This is a genomic window from Embleya sp. NPDC020886 (assembly GCF_044333915.1).
Lineage (GTDB): Bacteria > Actinomycetota > Actinomycetes > Streptomycetales > Streptomycetaceae > Embleya.
Map to the genome: position 1 here is coordinate 217,760 of NZ_JBIRRX010000011.1, position 17,582 is coordinate 235,341.

General features: G+C 72.6%; 15 protein-coding genes. 9 read left to right on the forward strand and 6 right to left on the reverse strand.

Going from position 1 to position 17,582, the window contains the following annotated elements:
- Positions 1-52: 52 nt before the first annotated feature.
- Positions 53-2,173 (reverse strand): elongation factor G, encoded by a 2,121-nt coding sequence (gene fusA, locus ACH4U8_RS32555; protein ID WP_360309083.1) that lies wholly within the window; start codon positions 2,171-2,173, stop codon positions 53-55.
- A gap of 1,065 nt (positions 2,174-3,238) precedes the next feature.
- Between fusA and ACH4U8_RS32560 the strand changes: the two genes are divergently transcribed.
- A complete protein-coding gene (locus ACH4U8_RS32560) occupies positions 3,239-4,150 on the forward strand; it encodes a winged helix-turn-helix transcriptional regulator (RefSeq protein ID WP_360309079.1) in 912 nt (303 codons plus the stop codon).
- 136 nt (positions 4,151-4,286) lie between these two features.
- Positions 4,287-4,913, forward strand: coding sequence for a hypothetical protein (locus ACH4U8_RS32565; RefSeq protein ID WP_395782006.1), 627 nt, complete (start codon positions 4,287-4,289; stop codon positions 4,911-4,913).
- 63 nt (positions 4,914-4,976) lie between these two features.
- Here ACH4U8_RS32565 and ACH4U8_RS32570 read toward each other — a convergent pair whose 3' ends face one another.
- The 3 genes from ACH4U8_RS32570 to ACH4U8_RS32580 form a co-directional block, all read right to left on the reverse strand.
- On the reverse strand, positions 4,977-5,780 hold the full coding sequence (locus ACH4U8_RS32570; RefSeq protein WP_360309077.1) for an IclR family transcriptional regulator: 804 nt from the start codon (positions 5,778-5,780) through the stop codon (positions 4,977-4,979).
- A 63-nt stretch (positions 5,781-5,843) separates the two neighbouring features.
- On the reverse strand, positions 5,844-8,018 hold the full coding sequence (locus ACH4U8_RS32575) for a SpoIIE family protein phosphatase (protein ID WP_395782008.1): 2,175 nt from the start codon (positions 8,016-8,018) through the stop codon (positions 5,844-5,846).
- A gap of 45 nt (positions 8,019-8,063) precedes the next feature.
- Positions 8,064-10,622 (reverse strand): SpoIIE family protein phosphatase, encoded by a 2,559-nt coding sequence (locus ACH4U8_RS32580; RefSeq protein WP_395782010.1) that lies wholly within the window; start codon positions 10,620-10,622, stop codon positions 8,064-8,066.
- Positions 10,623-10,975: 353 nt separating this feature from the next.
- Between ACH4U8_RS32580 and ACH4U8_RS32585 the strand changes: the two genes are divergently transcribed.
- From ACH4U8_RS32585 to ACH4U8_RS32600, 4 genes are all read left to right on the forward strand, one after another.
- Positions 10,976-11,608, forward strand: coding sequence for a hypothetical protein (locus ACH4U8_RS32585; RefSeq protein WP_379991571.1), 633 nt, complete (start codon positions 10,976-10,978; stop codon positions 11,606-11,608).
- On the forward strand, positions 11,595-12,269 hold the full coding sequence (locus tag ACH4U8_RS32590) for a class F sortase (RefSeq protein WP_395782012.1): 675 nt from the start codon (positions 11,595-11,597) through the stop codon (positions 12,267-12,269). Before ACH4U8_RS32585 ends, ACH4U8_RS32590 begins: the two co-directional genes overlap by 14 nt.
- A gap of 122 nt (positions 12,270-12,391) precedes the next feature.
- Positions 12,392-12,616, forward strand: a complete 225-nt coding sequence (locus tag ACH4U8_RS32595; protein ID WP_395782122.1) for a TetR-like C-terminal domain-containing protein — start codon at positions 12,392-12,394, stop codon at positions 12,614-12,616.
- 111 nt (positions 12,617-12,727) lie between these two features.
- On the forward strand, positions 12,728-13,192 hold the full coding sequence (locus ACH4U8_RS32600) for a hypothetical protein (RefSeq protein ID WP_360309068.1): 465 nt from the start codon (positions 12,728-12,730) through the stop codon (positions 13,190-13,192).
- 102 nt (positions 13,193-13,294) lie between these two features.
- On the opposite strand, the gene ACH4U8_RS32605 is transcribed toward ACH4U8_RS32600, so the two are convergent.
- Positions 13,295-14,032 (reverse strand): NUDIX domain-containing protein, encoded by a 738-nt coding sequence (locus tag ACH4U8_RS32605; RefSeq protein WP_395782014.1) that lies wholly within the window; start codon positions 14,030-14,032, stop codon positions 13,295-13,297.
- A gap of 63 nt (positions 14,033-14,095) precedes the next feature.
- Positions 14,096-14,881, reverse strand: coding sequence for a DeoR/GlpR family DNA-binding transcription regulator (locus ACH4U8_RS32610; protein WP_395782016.1), 786 nt, complete (start codon positions 14,879-14,881; stop codon positions 14,096-14,098).
- A 229-nt stretch (positions 14,882-15,110) separates the two neighbouring features.
- On the opposite strand from ACH4U8_RS32610, the gene ACH4U8_RS32615 reads away from it, so the two are divergent.
- The 3 genes from ACH4U8_RS32615 to ACH4U8_RS32625 all read left to right on the forward strand — a co-directional run bounded on the left by ACH4U8_RS32615 (position 15,111) and on the right by ACH4U8_RS32625 (position 17,577).
- A complete protein-coding gene (locus ACH4U8_RS32615; RefSeq protein WP_395782018.1) occupies positions 15,111-15,716 on the forward strand; it encodes a TetR/AcrR family transcriptional regulator in 606 nt (201 codons plus the stop codon).
- 118 nt (positions 15,717-15,834) lie between these two features.
- On the forward strand, positions 15,835-16,185 hold the full coding sequence (locus tag ACH4U8_RS32620; RefSeq protein ID WP_395782020.1) for a YciI family protein: 351 nt from the start codon (positions 15,835-15,837) through the stop codon (positions 16,183-16,185).
- A gap of 6 nt (positions 16,186-16,191) precedes the next feature.
- Positions 16,192-17,577 carry an RNA polymerase sigma factor gene (locus ACH4U8_RS32625; protein WP_395782022.1) on the forward strand — a complete coding sequence of 462 codons (1,386 nt, stop codon included), beginning with the start codon at positions 16,192-16,194 and terminating at the stop codon, positions 17,575-17,577.
- The last annotated feature ends 5 nt before the right edge of the window (positions 17,578-17,582 follow it).

Sequence of the window (17,582 nt, forward strand, 5' to 3'; positions counted from 1 at the left end):
TCGGGGGTGCGGGGTTCCGCATGACGAGCGGAACCCCGCACCCCGGCGGCGACTACGCGGTGCCCGCCTTGGCCAGGATCGCCGCGGCGACGTTCCCGGGCACTCGGGCGTACGAGTCGAACTTCATCGTGTAGCTCGCCCGGCCCGAGGTCCGCCCGCGCAGGTCGCCCACGTAGCCGAACATCTCGGCCAGCGGCACCAGCGCGGTGACGACCTTGGCGCCGGAGCGCTCGGTCATCGTGGCGACCTGTCCACGCCGGGCGTTGAGGTTGCCGATGACCTCACCGAGGTAGTCCTCGGGCGTGGTGACCTCGACCGCCATCGTCGGTTCGAGCAGCGCCGGCGCCGCCAGCCGCGCGGCCTCCTTGAAGGCCAGCGATCCGGCGATCCGGAAGGCCATCTCGGACGAGTCGACGTCGTGGAAGTCGCCGTCGAGCAGGGTGACCCGAAGGCCGGTGAGCGGATATCCGGCCAGTACACCGAACTCCATCGCGGCTCGGCAGCCCGCGTCCACCGACGGGATGTACTCCTTCGGGATGCGCCCGCCGGTGACCTTGTCGATGAACTCGTAGCCTTCTCCCTCCAGTGGTTCGATGGCGATCCGGACCTTGGCGTACTGGCCCTTGCCGCCGGTCTGCTTGCGATAGGTGTAGTCGTGTGCGGCCACCGACGCGCACACCGTCTCGCGGTAGGCGACCCGGGGCCGGCCGACGTCGGCCACGACGTCGAACTCCAGTCGCATGCGGTCCACCAGCACCTCCAGGTGCAGTTCGCCCATGCCCGAGACGATGGTCTGGCCGGTCTCCCGGTCGGTCTTGACCCGGAAGGACGGATCCTCCTCGGCCAGGCGCTGGATCGCGACGCCCAGTTTCTCCCGGTCCGCGCGGGAACCGGGCTCGATTGCCACCTCCAGCACCGGTACCGGGAAGTCCATCGATTCCAGGATCACCGGGTGCGCCGGGTCGCACAGCGTCTCGCCGGTGGTGGTCTGCCGCAGCCCCATCACCGCGACGATGTCGCCGGCGCCCACCGACGCGATCTCCTCTCGTTTGTCGGCGTGCATCCGGTAGATCTTGCCGATTCGTTCCTTGCGGCCCTTGACCGGATTCTGCACCTGGTCGCCGGCGGTGAGCCGGCCCGAGTAGACCCGGACGAAGGTCAGCTTGCCCAGGTGCGGATCACTGGCGATCTTGAACGCCAGTGCCGCCAGCGGTTGTTCGTCCGACGGCCGGCGCTCGACATCGGTCCGCGCCGCGTCGACCGCGCGGCCCACGATCGCGGCCACGTCCAGCGGCGACGGCAGGTAGCGCGCGACGGCGTCGAGCAGTGGCTGAACTCCCTTGTTCTTGAAAGCGGTTCCACACAGGACCGGGGTGACGGTGCGACCTTCCTCGGAGCCCGAAGCGATGGTGATCCGGCGGATCGCGGCGTGCAACTGCGCCTCGGTGGGCTCCTCGCCCGCCAGGAACAGTTCCAACATCGCCTCGTCGTGTTCGGCCACGGTCTCCACGAGCCGAGCCCGCCAGGTGAGCGCGGTCGCCAGGTGCGCGGCCGGGATCTCGACGTCGTCGTAGGCGTCGCCGAGCGCACTCTCGGCGGGCCACACCAGGGCGCGCATGCGGACCAGGTCGACCACGCCGCGGAAGTCGGCCTCGGCACCGATCGGCAACTGCACGACCAGGGCCACCGCGCCCAGTCGTTCGCCGATCATCTCGACGCAACGATGGAACTCGGCGCCGGTGCGGTCGAGTTTGTTGACGAAGCAGATCCGGGGCACCCGGTAGCGGTCCGCCTGTCGCCACACCGTCTCGGATTGCGGCTCGACGCCGGCGACCCCGTCGAAGACGGTGACCGCGCCGTCGAGCACCCGCAGGCAACGCTCCACCTCGACGGTGAAGTCGACGTGGCCGGGTGTGTCGATGAGGTTGATCCGGTGACTCACCCCGTCCAGGGCCCAGTCGCAGGTGATCGCGGCGGAGGTGATGGTGATGCCGCGGTCGCGCTCCTGCGGCATCCAGTCCGTCGTGGTGGTGCCGTTGTGGACTTCGCCGATCCGGTGCGAGGCGCCCGTGTAGAACAGGATGCGCTCGGTCGTGGTGGTCTTGCCGGCGTCGATGTGGGCCATGATCCCGATGTTGCGGATGCCGGCGAGGTCGCGGGCGGTTGTGGTCATGACGGAGTCTTCTCTCCTGCTCGATGGGATGGCTGGTGACGAATCCGGGCAGCCGCCATCACTCCGCGACCCGACCGGGCGTGCTGCCTGAACGGCACGGAGGGGCAACGGATTTCATCGGACGGCGGCATGCCGGGGTGCGATGGCCGCCGGGACCGGTGCGCGCGACCGGACACACCCCATCGACCCATGGGCGGACCACACGCGTCGGTCGGCGACACCGACGGTGACGCCGCCGATCGGCGGGCGTGCGGGTGCGCCGGAACCGGCACGGCGCGAGGCGCGGCGCGGTCGGTCGAAGGAGGATCAGGGCGCGGGCGCGGGCCGAGCCCGGACGAACCGGGCTCGGCGCGGGGCGGCGGCCTTCGGGTCGACTCGGGGGCGGCTGGTCAACCGCGGGTCGGCGGTCGGCGCAACATTTGTCGTCGCACCACTCACCGACGCCGGCTCAGCCGCGAGGCGACCCGGAGCAATCAGGCCAACGGCCCTTCCACGGCTCCCGATTCGTCGACGGATGCCCACTCCGCGGCCGGTCGCCGAACGCGAAGCGCGGCCCACCGATCCGCTCGCAGGTCACATCCATGTCCCCAAGGTAGATCAAGAACTCCCGCACGGTCACCTGCATTTCCCACACACCCGAACACACCCGTCCACCCCACCGGCCCGCCCCGCGCCCTCGCCGCATCCGCATCCGCACCCGCACCTGCGCTCACGCCCGTGCTCACGTCCGCGCCCTCGCCGCACCCGCACTCACGCTCACGCTCACGTCCGCACCCGCACCCGCACCCGCACCCGCACCCGCACCCGCACCCGCACTCACGGACCGTGGTCACCGCGTCGCCGACGTGGCTGATGGTCGAGGCGGTCCAATAGCGCCGGAACGCGCCGGCCGAGGGTGGGTGCCGGGTCGCTTCGTCACCCGTGCTCGTCGTCGCGTCGCTCATTCGCGTCCCCCGGGATGCCCGGCCCGTCGGGCGGCCCGGTCCGGGTCCGTCGGACCGACAAGTGAGTAACCAATGGAAACTCACTATAGTGGGCAGGTCGAACCAGGCAAGGCGAGGGCACATGCGATACACGGATCTGGCGGATGCCGACTGCGCCATCACCCAGGCGCTCGGCATCGTCGGCGACTGGTGGACCCTGCTGCTGATCCGCGATGTCGCGGCGGGCGTGCACCAGTTCGGCGCGCTGCACGAGCAGGTCGGGATCAGTCGCAAGGTGCTGGCCCAACGGCTCAAGGCGCTGGTGGAGCACGGGGTGCTGGAAAAGCGGCTCTACCACCCGCACCCGCCGCGCTACGAGTACCACCTCACCGAATCCGGCCGCGGCCTGCTCCCCGTCCTGGTCGCCCTACAGAACTGGGGCGGGCAACACGTCCTGGGCGACGGCACACTCACCGCCACCGGCGAAGCCGACTCGGCCGAGGCCCGTCAGGCGCACGCCCTGGTCGGCACCCGGTTGCCCGCACTGACGCTGCGCACCGCCGCCGCCGAGCGCGTCGACCCGATCGCGGCCACCGCGTGGACGGTCCTGTACTGCTTCCCCGGCGCCTACGCACCCGGCCTCCAGGGTCACCCACCCGGCTGGGACGAGATCCCCGGCGCGCCCGGCTGCACGCTGGAATCGTGCACCTACCGCGACCGGCTGGGCGAATTCACCGACCGCGGCGCCACCGTGCTCGGCGTGAGCACCCAACGCCCGGACCAATTGGACTCGTTCGCCCGGCACGCGAACATCCCGTTCCCGCTGCTCTCGGACGCCGACCTGGAACTGACCGCGGCACTGCGGCTGCCCACCTTCCGGGCGGCGGGCGTGGATCGGCTCAAGCGGCTGACCCTGCTCCTGGACGACACCCGCACCATCCGCGGTGTGCTCTACCCACTGCCCGACCCGGCCGGCTCGGTGCAGGACGCGCTCACCCTGATCGACACCCGCGAACCCCGGGCAACCGGGCACGGACAACACGTCGATCGTTAGTACGTCGCGTCCACCCGCCGAAACCGCCGGCCCCGGTCCCATCCCGCCGGGGGCGCCGAGCGGCGTTTCCCCTACCCGGCGACCACCTCCGACCCGTTACGCGCGACCGACGCGCCGGCCCGCCGGGTTTTGCCCGATGGTGGTCGAGTTCGGTGAAATCGGCGTGTTCGAGGGCGGATGTGGGCAACAATGCGCCCAATGGCGGGTCCGCGACGACGCGGTGTGGGGTGGGCGAATGTGCGCCGGTCGGCCCGCCTCGGCGGCCACGACTGCGGGGGTGGGTGTGGAGGCAGAGCTGATGACGTTGGCGGCATCGGGCGCGACCACGATGGTCGGACTGATGGTGTCGGAGTCCTGGGCGCAGGCCCGGACCCGGATCGCCGCCCTGTTCGGCCGTGGCGACCCGGCCCAGGGAGTCCTGATCGAACGCGAACTGGAGTCCTCCCAGCGCGAGTTGTCCGTGGCCCGGGAGGCCGGCGACGACCTGGTGATCGCCGACGTGGAGGCGGAATGGCGCACCCGGCTGCGCCGCCTGCTCCGTACCGATCCGGTTGCCGCCGCCGAACTGCGCGCGCTGCTCGACGAGTTGGCCCCACTCTTACCGGAGGAAGCAATGGGCACGGTGCACAACACGATCAGCGGCGGAACCCAACACGGCCCGGTCGTCCAGGGCCGGGACTTCTCCGGCCTGACCTTCGGCACGCCCGGCACCGCGCCACCGCCGACCACCCCGACCCCGGACGACCCCGAACCGCGCCGCTGACCGCCGTCCGCGAGTCACGAGCCACCGTCCGTCCCCGGCCCGCCCGGGCAGTCCGGCGTCGCCCTACAGCCCCATCCGCGCCACCTGCACGGACAGTTCGGCGGCCGAGGACACCACCGCCGCCACGTAGTGCGACACCTGCTCGTCGGGCACCCGATGGGACAGCGCGGCGATGCTGACGGCGGCCACCACGTCGCCGTCCTCACGGCGCACCGGAGCGCCGATGCCCAGCACGTCCGGGTCGAGTTCGCCGCGCGCCACCGCGTAACCCCGGGTCCGGATCTCCGCGAGTCGCGCCCGCAGCCGCTCGGGATCGGTCACGGTGGCGTCGGTGAAGCGGGGGAGCGGGTGGGCCAACAGCAGGTCGAGCTCGGCCGCGTCCGCCCAGGCCAGCAGGGTCAGCGCGGCGGCGCCGGCGTTGACCGGCAGCACCTGGCCGCGCTCGTAGGACAGCCGCAACGTGTGTACCGCCTCCTCACGTTCGAGGCAGACCACCGTGTCGCCGGCCCGACGGGTCAACAACACCGGCTGACCGACCGCACGGGCCAGCGTGCGCATCACCGGACGGGCCAGCTCGGACAGGCCGACCCCCTTGCGGGCCAGCCGGGCCAGGTCCAACACCCGGGGCCCGAGCCGGAATCCGGAGCCGCCGTCGTTCTCCTCCAGGAAGCCGTTGGCGGTCAGGCTCTGCAGATAGCGGTACGCGGTCGAGCGGGCGACGCCCAGGTGTTCGGCGACCTGGTTCGCGGACAGCGCGAGGCGGTCGTCGCCGAAGAGCAGGAGGATGTCCAGGGCGCGGTCCGCGGTCGAGTTGCGTCCGCGATATCCCTGGCCGTTTCCGGCTTCCCGAGGAGTGCTACCTGACATGCGGGAAACCTACCAGTTGTCGCCGCGCGCTCCCGGCGCGCGTCGGGCGTGGGCGGACCGGGCTCACATCGAGGCCGGCAACAACTGCTCCGCCCAGATCGTCTTGCCGTCGCCCGTGTAGCGGGTGCCCCAGCGCTGGGTGAACTGGGCGACCAGGAACAGCCCGCGCCCACCCTCGTCCGAGGTGCGCGCGTGACGCAGCCGAGGGCTGGTGCTGGTGGCGTCGGAGACCTCGCAGATCAGCGTCGCGTCGCGGATCAGCCGCAACCGGATCGGCCCCGACGCGTAGCGGATCGCGTTGGTGACCAGTTCGCTGACCACCAACTCGGTGGTGAACGCGATGTCGTCCAGCCCCCACTCGGCGAGCTGCCGGCCGGCCAGGGTGCGGGCCTCGGCCACGATCGCCGGGTCGGCGGGCAACTCCCAGGACGCCACCTTCGAGGAGTCCAGGGTGCGGGTGCGGGCGATCAGCAGGGCCACGTCGTCCGGCGGCGGATTGTGCACCAGCGTGTCCAGCACCGAGCGGCACAGCTCGTCCAGCGGCCGGTCCGGCTCGGCGAGCGCGGCGCGCAACCGGTCCATCCCGGTGTCCACGTCCCGATCACGCGTCTCGACCAGCCCGTCGGTATAGAGCACCAGCAGGCTGCCCTCGGGCAGTTCGAACTCGGCGGACTCGAACGGCAGGCCGCCCAGGCCCAGCGGCGGCCCGGCGGGCAGATCCAGGAACTCCACCGCGCCGCCGGGGCGGACCAGGGCCGGCGGCGGATGCCCGGCGCGGGCGAACGTGCACAACCGGCTGACCGGGTCGTACACCGCGTACAGGCAACTGGCGCCCAGCGCGGTGGTGTCCACACCGCCCTCGCCGGTGCCCTCCTCGTCGACGAAGCGGATGACCAGGTCGTCGAGATGGGCGAGCAACTCGTCCGGCGGCATGTCCAGGTCGGCCAGCGTGTGCACGGCCGCGCGCAGCCGGCCCATCGTCGCCGCGGCGTGCGTGCCGTGCCCGGCCACGTCGCCGACCACCAGCGCGACCCGGGCGCCGGACAGCGGGATCAGGTCGAACCAGTCGCCGCCGACCCCGGCCCGGTCGTCGGCGGGCAGGTAGCGACTGGCCACCTCGACCGCGGTCTGCCGGGGCAACCCGTGCGGCAGCAGGCTGCGTTGCAGGGCCAGTGCGGCGGCGTGCTCGTGGGTGAAGCGGCGCGCGTTGTCGATGCACACCGCGGCGCGCGAGACGAACTCCTCGGCCAGGATCAGGTCGTCGCCCTCGAACGGGTCCGGGGTGTCGCGGCGGAAGAAGTGCGCCACGCCCAGGATCGTGCCGCGAGCCCGGATCGGGACGACCATCATCGAGTGCAGGCCCACCAGGCGGGTCCGGTCGGTGGACACCTTGTCCTGGGCCAGCCAGGGCAGGATCGCCGGGTCCAGGACCGGTTCCAGGACCGCCTTGCCGTCGACCAGGCAGCGGGCGCCGGGGGAGTTGGGGGCGACCGGGGCATGCTCGCCGATCCGGGCGATCGACTCGGCGGGGACACCTGCCACGTTGCCGTCCCGGCCCTCCCGGCCCTCCCGGCCCTCACGTGCCGAGCGCTGCCCGAGTCGGATCAGCTCCGGGTTGTCCCGGCGGACCGGGCCGGGCGCGGGTTCGATCCCGCCGAGCACCGGTTCCAGCAGGTCGACCGCGACGAAGTCGGCCAGATCGGGGACCGCGACGTCGGCGAGTTCCTGCGCGGTGCGGGCGACGTCCAGGGTGGTGCCGATCCGGGCCCCGATGTCGCTCAGCAGCGCGAGCCGCTGCCGGGCCCGCCAGCGGTCGGTCACGTCGATGACGAGGTAGCACACGCCCGCCGGGGTGCCGGAGCTGTCGTCGAGCCGGAAGAACGAGGTGGAGTACGCGTGCACGTGGTCCGGGTCGCTCGCGGTGCGGCCCTGGTATTCGTGGTCGATCAGCGGGACCCCGGTCTCCAACACCTCGCGCATGCGCTTCTCGATGGTCTCGGCCGGCAGCCCGGGCAGCACCTCGCTCAGTCGTCGGCCGATGCGCAGCGCACGCGGGATTCCTCCATTGCGTTCGAGCTGGTCGTTCAGCCACACGCAGCGCAGTTCGCGGTCGACCACCGCCATGCCGACGGGTGCCCGGTTGAGCAGGTGGTCGAGCAGCGCCCGATCCGCGCCCCACGGCACGGCGGACCCGTCGGCCGCGCCGTCGTCGGCCCCGGGGGTGTTGGGTGTGCCCATCGAACCCTCCTGTTCCTCCTCATTCCATGGTCGCGCGTTTGCCGCTCAGTGCAGATCGGCTCCCGCGCCCGGCGTCGACCCGGCCGATCCCGGCGGAGCGGGCCGAGTCCCCGGTCGACGGGTCAGCATCAGGGCCACGTCGTCGGCCCGCTCGGTCAAGCGGCCCGCGTCGCGCAACATCCCGTCCGCCAACTCGGCCAGGCTCGCGTGCGGGGTCCGCGACAACGACGCGCGCATCCGGTCGATGCCCCAGTCCAGGTCGGCGCCGACATCCTCGACCAGGCCGTCGGTGTACAGCGCCAGGACCGAGCCGGGTTCCAGGACCAGTCGGGTCACCGGATACACGGCGGCCGGGTCGACGCCGAGCAGGGTGCCGCCGGCCACGTCGAGCACCCGGGTGCGTCCGTCCGGGCCGCGCAACAGCGGCGGCGGGTGGCCCGCGCGAGCCGCCTCGACCACCCCTGTGGCCGGGTCCAGCTCGAGGTAGCAACAACTCGCGAACAGGCCCGGGTCCAGGTCGGCGAGCAGCCGGTTGGTGCACCGCACCACCTCGTCCGGCCGCTGCCCCCCGGTGGCGAACGCCCGGACGGCGCTCCGGAGTTGGCCCATGGTGCCGGCGGCGGCCACGCTGTGCCCCTCGACGTCGCCGATCACCAGGCCGACGCCGTGCCCGGTGTCGATCACGTCGTACCAGTCGCCGCCGATCTCCATGCCCTGGGTGCCGGGCAGGTAGCGGGCCACCACCTCCAGGTTGGGCAGGTTCGGCAGCCGGTGCGGGAGCAGGGCGTGTTGCAGGCCGCGGGCGAGGGTGAATTCCGCGTCGTAGAGCCGGGCCCGTTCCAGCGCCTGGGCGATCAGGCCGCTCAGCGCGGTCAGTACCGAGCGCTCCTCGGGGGTGAACGCGTGGTGCCGGTCGAAGCCGAGGATGCAACTGCCCACCGGTCGGTCCGAGGCGATCAGCGGCAGGAACGCCCACGCGGACATCTCGTCGAGCGGGATGCCCGGATACGCGCCGGCCAGTTCCTCGGGCGATTCGAAGAAGATCGGTACGCCGCGGGTGAGCGCCTCGACGCCGGGCAGCGAGGCGTCCAGCGGGGCACCCTCGAACCGGTCCAGGAATCCCTCGGGGTAGCCGGTCTGCAGGGCGAGGAAGAAGCGTTCGTCCCGGACGATGTAGATCGCCAGCTCCCGGCCGCCGAACGCGGGCAGGATCTGGTCGGCGACGACCTTGCACACCTCGCCGACCGAGACCGCCTCGGTGAGCGCCCCGGCCATCTGGAGCACGTGGTAGATCGCGCCGAGCCGGGGCGGCTCGGCCTCGATACGGTCGGCGCCGGCCGCCTCGGCCCGATCGTCGGCGCCGGGCGGCGCGCCCACCGGGACCACCTTGCCGGTCAGCCCGTACGGGTCGGGGTAGAGCGAGAAGGCCAGCCAGCGATCGCGTGGGGTGCGGGCCAGGAAGGAGCCGGGCTGCTGGGAGAGCATCGCCGCCCGGTAGCGGTCCTCGTAGGACGGGTCGGCCAGCCAGGGCAGGGCTTCCCAGGGGGTCCGGCCCAGCACGTCCTCCGGCCGCACGCCCAGCAGGTCCCCCAGATGGCGGCTGGCATAGGTGATCCGGCCGCCCGGGTCGAGCGCGAAGACGCCGTCGCGCAGTCGCTCCACCGCCTCCGCCGCGGCGGCCCCCGCGCCCAGGTCGAGCACCGCGCCCACCAGGTGCCGAGACTCGCCGGCGGCCTCCTGGTCGGGAACACGGCCCCACACCTCCAACGGCCGGCCCGCGCCGTCGGAGCCCGCCACCTGGAAGCGCCAGGCGAGCACCCGGCCGGTGGCCACGGCCTGCCGCGCGGCGTCGCGGAACTCGTGCCCACCGCCGGAGATCACCCGATCGGCCAGGGTCGTCGCGCGCTTGTCGAAGGTGGCCGGGTCGACGCCGAACAGCTCGCACAACTCCCGGTCCGCGTCGAAGGCGCCGGTGGCCACGTTCCAGTCGAACAGGCCCACCCGGACCAGCGGGAACGCGTTCGCGGGCAACAGGGTCACGGTGGGCGGGCCGTCGTAGTCGACGGCCGCGCCGCGGGCGATCCGTGCGCCGAGCGCGTTCCCCAGTCGTCGGCTCGCCGCACCCAGACTGCGCCGCCGCGAGGCGGGCAGGCCGCGTCCGGGGGAGGCGGGCCACATCACGCAGACCACACCGAACGTCTCGGTCCCGGCGCACACCGGCGCCGAGGCGGACGCGTAGGCGTAGGGCATGCCCAGGGCGAGCTGCGGGAAGCGCCGCATGGTGTCGCCGTCGTCGGCGAGGAAGACGGTGCGGCCGGTGCGATACGCCTCCGGGGCGGGCAATGCGCCGGTCACCGGGACTCGGCTCCACGGCGCGAGCAGGGAAAGCGCCAGTCCGGCGACCTTGGTCAGCACCAGCGAGCGCCGATCGGGTGAACGCAGATAGACCACGCCGGCGTAGGCGCCGGTGCCGCGTACCGCGCTGTCCAGGCAGGCGGAGCAGTCGGCCAGGAGCGTGTCGCGCTCCCGGTCGAGGTGGGCCTCGTCCGGCACCGCGTGAGGGGGTGCGGGTCCTGGCCCGGCCTCGGGCGTCCCACCGGTCATGGGCGCCGCCCGGGTCCGGACGACGGGCGTCTTCGTACCGCGCGGTGCGCCGGACGCTCCGCTGCTTGCACGCACATATGTCACGGATTACGCCTGCCGGGATCCGATGTCAAACCGGCTGATTATGCGTGTATCAGGCATTTTGTCGTGACAGTCGGGCGCGCCGTCGCCGGGTGTGCCCACCATGCCTGCGTCGGGCCTGACGGGCTGCGACATACGGGTGAAACCGGGGTGGCGCGGTGTGTGTCGCCGCAGTGTCGACGGCCGTGGCAGGCACCGTCGAAATGTCCCATCTTCAGGTGATGCAACCTGATCCGACCGCGTGTCCCGTCCTCTTCGTGGAGCCCATCGTGATGCCATCCCCGTGCCACCGCCCGTCCACCCGCGCCCGGCGGCCGATCGTCGCGGCGATCGCGCTGGGTGTCGCCACGATCGCCGGCACCGGCCTGGCGCACGCGCTGCCGATGGCCCCGGGGGACAACGGCGACGTGAAGGTGCACCAGAGCACCACCTCGCCGACGGATCAGAGCAACGAGCCCAAGGTGTGCCTGTTCAACCTGGCGGCCTTCAACTTCGACACGCTCCAGTCGGTCACCTACACGATCGTCGCGCAGCCGGCGAACACCGAAGGCACCCTGCTGGGCGGCACCATCACCCTCGTGGACGGGAACGGTCACACGCCGAACCTGTCGTTGCCCAACGGGCAGTACAAGCTGGTATGGACCTTCGAGGGCGAGCACGGGGCCGGCAAGCAGAAGGTGTTCAAGGTCGACTGCCCCGCCGGCACCACCACAACCGGCGGCACTACCACCGGCAGCACCGGCGGCCGGCCGATGGGCAGTGTCAACGCCGGGGGCGGCGGCGGGGATTCGCACTTCGACGCGGGTGAGGTGACGGCCGGCGTGCTGGTCGCGGGCGCGGCGCTCGGTGGCTTCGGCCTCTACCTCGCGCGTCGTCGCCGTGCCACGGGCGATGGGTCGAACTGAGCCCGCGCCGGCGCAGCGCACGCGGCGCTCCGGCCCGGTCGCGGCCGGGGCGACCGCGTTGGCCGTCGCCGTCGGACTGTGGCTGGTCCAGCACGGTTCCGGGGACGGCACGGTCGAGCGGCCGCCGGCTCCGGACGCGGCTCGGGCGTCGGCCCACGCCCGGGTCCCCAACGACGCGGCGCACCGGGTGGACGCCGCGCCGCTGAAGGCGTCCACGCCCACCCGGATCAGGATCCCGGCGATCGGCGTCAACGCGCCGATGAGCGCGCTGGGCACCGGTCCGGACCATCGGCTGGCCACCCCGCCGGTGGGCAACAAGAACCTGGTCGGCTGGTACCGCGACGGCGTCGACCCCGGCGCCCGGGGAAACGCGATCACCGTCGGCCACGCGGACACCCGCTCGGGCCCGGCCGTGTTCTTCAAGCTGGGCCTGCTCCGGGTGGGCGACCGGATCGAGGTGCAGCGGCGGGACCGTCGCACGGCGGTCTTCACGGTCGACGCGCTCCGGTCCTACGCCAAGGACGCCTTTCCCGACGACGTGGTCTACGGGTCGACCGAGGCCGCCGAGTTGCGGGTGATCACCTGTGGTGGTCGATACGACAAGCACACCGGATACGCCGCGAATGTTGTGGTCTTCGCGCATCTGACGGGCAGCCGGTAGGGCTGCTCGACCCGTCCGCGATCAACGACCCGCACCCGCCGTCGCGCGGGGCGGGATCGGCGCGGGGGTACACCCGGTGGTCCCGGATCCGGTTCGCACCGGATCCGGGCCGCCCGGGGGCGATCTTCGACACCCTGGTGCGGACCGTCGCGCGCTGCGTGGCCTGCGGCCGGTTCGCGCCGACGGATCCGGACGACGCGGCCACCCACCTGAGTGCGCTGGTGCACGGGCCGGCCAGTCTCGAACTGCGCGGCGCGCTGGGCGAGGGGGAGCGGGCCGACCACCGGTGGCGGGTCGCGCTGGAGGCGGCCTGCCGGGGGCATCGCGCGGCACCCGTGTCGGGCTGACTCCGGGCCGGGCGGGGCCGGTTCGGGGCGACGCGGAAATCCGGTCGCCGTTGTCGGTGCGCTTGCCTACGCTCGTGCCATACCACGCGACGACACCCCGGGGGAACCCTCATGAGCATGCCGAACTACACCCAGGACCCGCTGGTTCGCCTCGACCGCCACCGGATCGAGTTCATCACCTACCCCGGCGACCACGCCGCGCTCGGCTTCGTCGCCACGCGGGCGACCTGCTCGTGCGGCACCTGGGCCTCGAACCGGCCCTGGGAACGCGGCGATCACCTGCGCGCCTTCGCCCGGCACATGGGCGACGTCCAGGTCATCGCGCACACCGTGCCGGGCGCCTACGCGCAACTCGCGGTGGTCCCGCTGCGCTGCGTCGACGCCGAGCACGCCGCGGCCGTGGTCCGCGACTGGCCCGAGCCGCAGGACGCCGAGCACGGGCTGTTCCGGCGCGAGGAGACCGTGTTCATCGCCTACCGGGACGGCGAGTTTCCGTGCTCCGTCGCGGTCTGGGCGCACCTTCGAGGTCACGTGAGCGACGTATACGCCGGGCGTCTGCTGCGGGACGTGGCCTGATCGCCACCGTCGCCGTGCCCGGCGCGTTCATCGAGTCCCGCGGCTGCCGGGGCGCGTCCGCCCGCGCCCGGCTCGACGCGCCGCCGGGTCGGTGGGTGCGGGTCAACCGCGTGCTCGCGGCGGTCGGTCGTGGCTGTTGTCGGCCGGCCGGAACGGGCCGTCCAAGGCCGCCCATTGCAGCAACATGATGGTCTTCGCGTCGGCGATGGAGCCGTCCCGGATCATCGCGAGCGCCTCGGTGAAGGGCAACTCCAGGGTGCTGATGTCCTCGCCCTCGGCGGCGATGCCACCACCCTCGCCGGTGGCGCTCCACGGGCCGTAGGGGGCGGCGTAGAAGTGCAGCCGCTCGGTGACCGAGCCGGGGCTCATGTAGACGTCGAAGACATGTTCGGGACAGCCGACCCGGTGCCCGGTCTCCTCGGCGGCCTCCCGCCGGATCGCCTCCTCGGGGCTGTCGCCGTCCAGCAGTCCGGCGGCCGTTTCCACGAGCATTCCGTCGGGGTGGCCGTTGACGTAGGCGGGCAGGCGGAACTGGCGGGTGAGCAACACCGTTCGGCGCTCGGTGTCGTAGAGCAGGATGGTGGCCCCGTCGCCCCGGTCGTAGTTCTCCCGCTGCTCGCGACTCCAATGCCCGTCGGCGTGCCGGTAGTCGAAGGTGGTCTTGCGCAGCACGTACCAGTCGCAGGACAACACCTCGACGTCGCGGATGCGCACCCCGGGGTTGCCGGTCAGGTCGCGGCCGAGGCGATCCAGGCCGATGCGGCCGCGGCGGTCGGGAAGGTCGATGCCCTCTGTCGTCGGGCGGCCGGTCGTCGGGCGGCCGGGGGGTGTGGTCGTCACGGTGGTTTGGCTCCTCGGATCGGGCGGCCGGGCGGTTCGGCGTCGGAGGGTGGGTCGGACCGGTCAGCCCAGGACGGTGCGCACACCGGCCTTGCGCAGGGCCGCCAACGTGTGCGGCCCGTTCGGATGGGTCGCGGCGTCGGCGGCGGCGTGGTCGGTGACGAACCCGTCCACCGCGTCGAGCGCGGCGACTCGGCCGAAGGCGCGAACGCCCAGCTTGGTGGCGTCCGCGACCACGATCGTGCGCGTGCTGCGGGCGAGCCCGACCTGCTTGACGGCCGCGTCGTCCAGATCGAATTCCGACCAGCCGTGCTCGGCGTGCACGCCGCCGATGGACATCACGAAACAGTCGAAGGCCAGCGACTCCAGGGTGCGCAGGGCCAGCGGGCCGACCAGCGAGTGTTCGCCGGGACGCGAGCGTCCGCCGACGACGAGCAATTCGATCCGGGGTCGGTCGGCGAGCCGTGCCGCGGCCTGGAGGCTGAGCACCGCGACGGTCAGCGGCGCGCGGGCGGCCAGGTGGTCCGCGACGTGCACGGTGGTGGTGCCCGCGTCCAGCAGCACCCTTGAGCCCGGTTCGACCAGGCCCGCCACGGCCGCGCCGAGTCGGTCCTTGGTCGCCGCCTGCCACGGTTCGCGCGCGGCGAACCCGGCGCCTTCCTCGCGGGCGCGGGCGGGGATCGCGGCGCCGTGCACCCGGCGGACCAGGCCCTGGCGCTCCAGCGTGTCCAGGTCCCGGCGCACGGTCATCTCCGAGACGCCGAGGCGTCGCGCGAGTTCGGCGACCGGAATGCGCTCGGAGCCCTGCACGAGGCGCAGGGTCAGGTCCAGGCGGGCGGCGACATCCATGGGGCATTTCTAACACGTGAATGTTCGATTGAACACCCACGTGTTCGTTTTGGGTGGTTGCGGCCCGATCAACGAAACGCCGCGATGTGGCGGGTCGCCCGGTTGGTGAAGGTGCCGGCGGGGCGGTCCGCGCTGCGGCCTGCCGCGCCGGTGGCGAGGGAGCGAGTCGGTCGACCGACCGAAGGACGGCGGCAACCCCGGGCGGCTGCTGTCTATATTTGTTAGTGAGATGACTGACTCAGTGCAGAGGAAGAGCCGGCGCGGGGCCGATGCCGGGCCCGGTAAGCGCGAACGGCTGGTGACGGCGACCACGCGCGTGCTGCACCGGCAGGGGGTCGAGCGGACCACCCTGGCGGACATCGCGACCGAGGCCGAGGTACCGGTGGGCAACGTCTACTACTACTTCCGGACCAAGGACCGACTCGTCGAGGCCGCCATCGACGACCACGAGCGGCAACTCCGCGAGCTGATCGCGGTGTTGGACGAACTGCCGACCCCGGGCGAGCGCCTGCGGGCGCTGGTGGGCGGTTGGGTGGAGCAGCGCGACCTCGCGGTGCGGTACGGCTGCCCGTTCGGCACGCTGGTGTCCGAGCTCGACAAGCGCGAGGACGACCTGGACCGGCACGCCGCCGAGGTGATGCGCCGGCTCCTGACCTGGGTCGAGGAACAGTTTTGCGCGATGGGCCACGACGCGGACGCGCGCGACCTCGCGCTCTCCCTGATCGGGGCCTATCAGGGCATGTCCCTGCTCACCAACACGCTCCGCGATCCGGACGTGATGGTCGGCCAGGGCCGGCGCCTCACCGCGTGGATCGACTCGTTGGCCGGAGGCTGATGCCGGCCGGCGAAAAAAGTTTCGGCGGGCTGTCGATTCGGCCGCTGCTCGTTCGTCGTCCTGATGTACGGCAACCCGCCGGACGAAGGAAACGACGGAACAGAGCAGGAGCCGGACCATGAAGTACATGTTGTTGATCCACAGCGGCACGATCGACGCGGACGGCGGCGCCGCCGAGTGCACCGTCGAGGACTGGGTGGCGTACGACAAGCAGGTCAAGGACGCCGGGATCTTCGTGTCCGGCGAGTCGCTCGCCGACCTGGTCACCGCGACCACCGTCCGGGTCGATCCCACCGGGGATCGCACCGTGACGGACGGGCCGTTCGCCGAGACCCGCGAGGTGCTCGGCGGCTTCTACGTGATCGACGTGCCGGACCTGGACGTCGCGCTCGACTGGGCCGCGCGCTGTCCCGGCGCCCGGGGCAGCGGCGCGATCGTGGTGCGGCCGATCGCCGACTTCGCGGGCTGACCGGCCATGGACGAGCGAGCCGCCGGTGCCGAGCCGCTCCCGGTCGCGGAAGGGGAGGGATCCGCCGACCGGGTCCGGGACGCGTCGGTGGACGCGTCCGTCGAGTCGGTGTTCCGGGAGGAACGGGGCCGGTTGCTCGCCTCCCTCGCGCGCCGCTTCGGCGATCTCGACCTGGCCGAGGAGGTCGCCTCCGAGGCGATCGAGGCGGCGCTGCTGCACTGGCCCGTCGACGGCGTGCCGGACCGGCCGGGCGCCTGGCTGTTGACCACGGCGCGCCGTCGGGCGGTCGACCGGTTGCGCCGGGACCGCACCTACGCCGCCCGGCTGGCCGTATTGCAGGTGGAGGCGGATCGGGCCGATCCGGCGCCGCCGGCCGACGCCGGCGACGATCTGCCCGACGAGCGGCTGCAACTGTTCTTCACGTGCGCCCATCCCGCGCTGCCCGCCGAGGACCGCGGCGCGCTGATGTTGCGCTGCCTCGCCGGGCTCGGCACCCCCGAGGTCGCCCGGGCGTACCTGGTGCCGACCGTGACGATGGCCCAGCGGATCGTCCGGGCGAAGAAGAAGATCCGCGAGGCGCGGATCCCGTTCCGGGTGCCCGGCGCGGACGAGTTGCCCGCGCGGCTGCCCGGGGTGCTCCAGGTGATCTATTCGATCTTCACCGAGGGCTACGCGGCCAGCTCCGGACCGCGGTTGCAGCGGCTCGACCTCGCCGAGGAGGCGATCCGGCTGGCCCGGATCCTGCGCCGGTTGTTGCCCGCCGAACGTGAACTCGCCGGGCTGCTCGCGTTGATGTTGTCGATCCACGCGCGGCGCGCGGCACGGACCGATCCCGACGGCGCGATCGTGCTGCTCGACGATCAGGACCGGGGCCGGTGGGACCGGGCGATGATCGAGGAGGGGCGCGCTCTGGTGGTCGCCGCGCTGACCGGCGGCCCACCGGGGCGGTACGGGGTGCAGGCCGCGATCGCCGCGCTGCACGACGAGGCCGCGAACGTCGCGACCACCGACTGGCCGCAGGTGGTGGCGCTGTACGACGTCCTGCTCGTGCTGACCCCGTCGCCGATCGTCGCGCTCAACCGGGCCGCGGCGGTGGCGATGCGGGACGGCCCGGAGGCGGGGCTGGCGCTGCTGGACGAACTGGCGGACGAGCCCAGGCTGCGCGGTTACCACCCCTTCCCGACCGCCCGGGCGGATCTGTTGGAGCGGCTCGGTCGGCGCGCCGAGGCGGCGGCGGCCTACCGCGAGGCGCTGGACCTGGCCGGGACCGAACCCGAACGGGCACATCTGCGACGCAGGTTGCGCGCGATCGGGGCGCCGGAAGCGGCTCTGGACCCGACCGACGAAGCGGGACGGCCGACGGCCGACCCGAGTACACCATCCGGGACTTGAGGAGA

Excerpts from the sequence above, each read along its gene's own strand:
- fusA (WP_360309083.1), bottom strand. The coding sequence starts at position 2,173 with ATGACCACAACCGCCCGCGACCTCGCCGGCATCCGCAACATCGGGATC.
- ACH4U8_RS32560 (WP_360309079.1), top strand. The coding sequence starts at position 3,239 with ATGCGATACACGGATCTGGCGGATGCCGACTGCGCCATCACCCAGGCG.
- ACH4U8_RS32565 (WP_395782006.1), top strand. The coding sequence starts at position 4,287 with ATGGTGGTCGAGTTCGGTGAAATCGGCGTGTTCGAGGGCGGATGTGGG.
- ACH4U8_RS32570 (WP_360309077.1), bottom strand. The coding sequence starts at position 5,780 with ATGTCAGGTAGCACTCCTCGGGAAGCCGGAAACGGCCAGGGATATCGC.
- ACH4U8_RS32575 (WP_395782008.1), bottom strand. The coding sequence starts at position 8,018 with ATGGGCACACCCAACACCCCCGGGGCCGACGACGGCGCGGCCGACGGG.
- ACH4U8_RS32580 (WP_395782010.1), bottom strand. The coding sequence starts at position 10,622 with ATGACCGGTGGGACGCCCGAGGCCGGGCCAGGACCCGCACCCCCTCAC.
- ACH4U8_RS32585 (WP_379991571.1), top strand. The coding sequence starts at position 10,976 with ATGCCATCCCCGTGCCACCGCCCGTCCACCCGCGCCCGGCGGCCGATC.
- ACH4U8_RS32590 (WP_395782012.1), top strand. The coding sequence starts at position 11,595 with ATGGGTCGAACTGAGCCCGCGCCGGCGCAGCGCACGCGGCGCTCCGGC.
- ACH4U8_RS32600 (WP_360309068.1), top strand. The coding sequence starts at position 12,728 with ATGAGCATGCCGAACTACACCCAGGACCCGCTGGTTCGCCTCGACCGC.
- ACH4U8_RS32610 (WP_395782016.1), bottom strand. The coding sequence starts at position 14,881 with ATGGATGTCGCCGCCCGCCTGGACCTGACCCTGCGCCTCGTGCAGGGC.
- ACH4U8_RS32615 (WP_395782018.1), top strand. The coding sequence starts at position 15,111 with ATGACTGACTCAGTGCAGAGGAAGAGCCGGCGCGGGGCCGATGCCGGG.
- ACH4U8_RS32620 (WP_395782020.1), top strand. The coding sequence starts at position 15,835 with ATGAAGTACATGTTGTTGATCCACAGCGGCACGATCGACGCGGACGGC.
- ACH4U8_RS32625 (WP_395782022.1), top strand. The coding sequence starts at position 16,192 with ATGGACGAGCGAGCCGCCGGTGCCGAGCCGCTCCCGGTCGCGGAAGGG.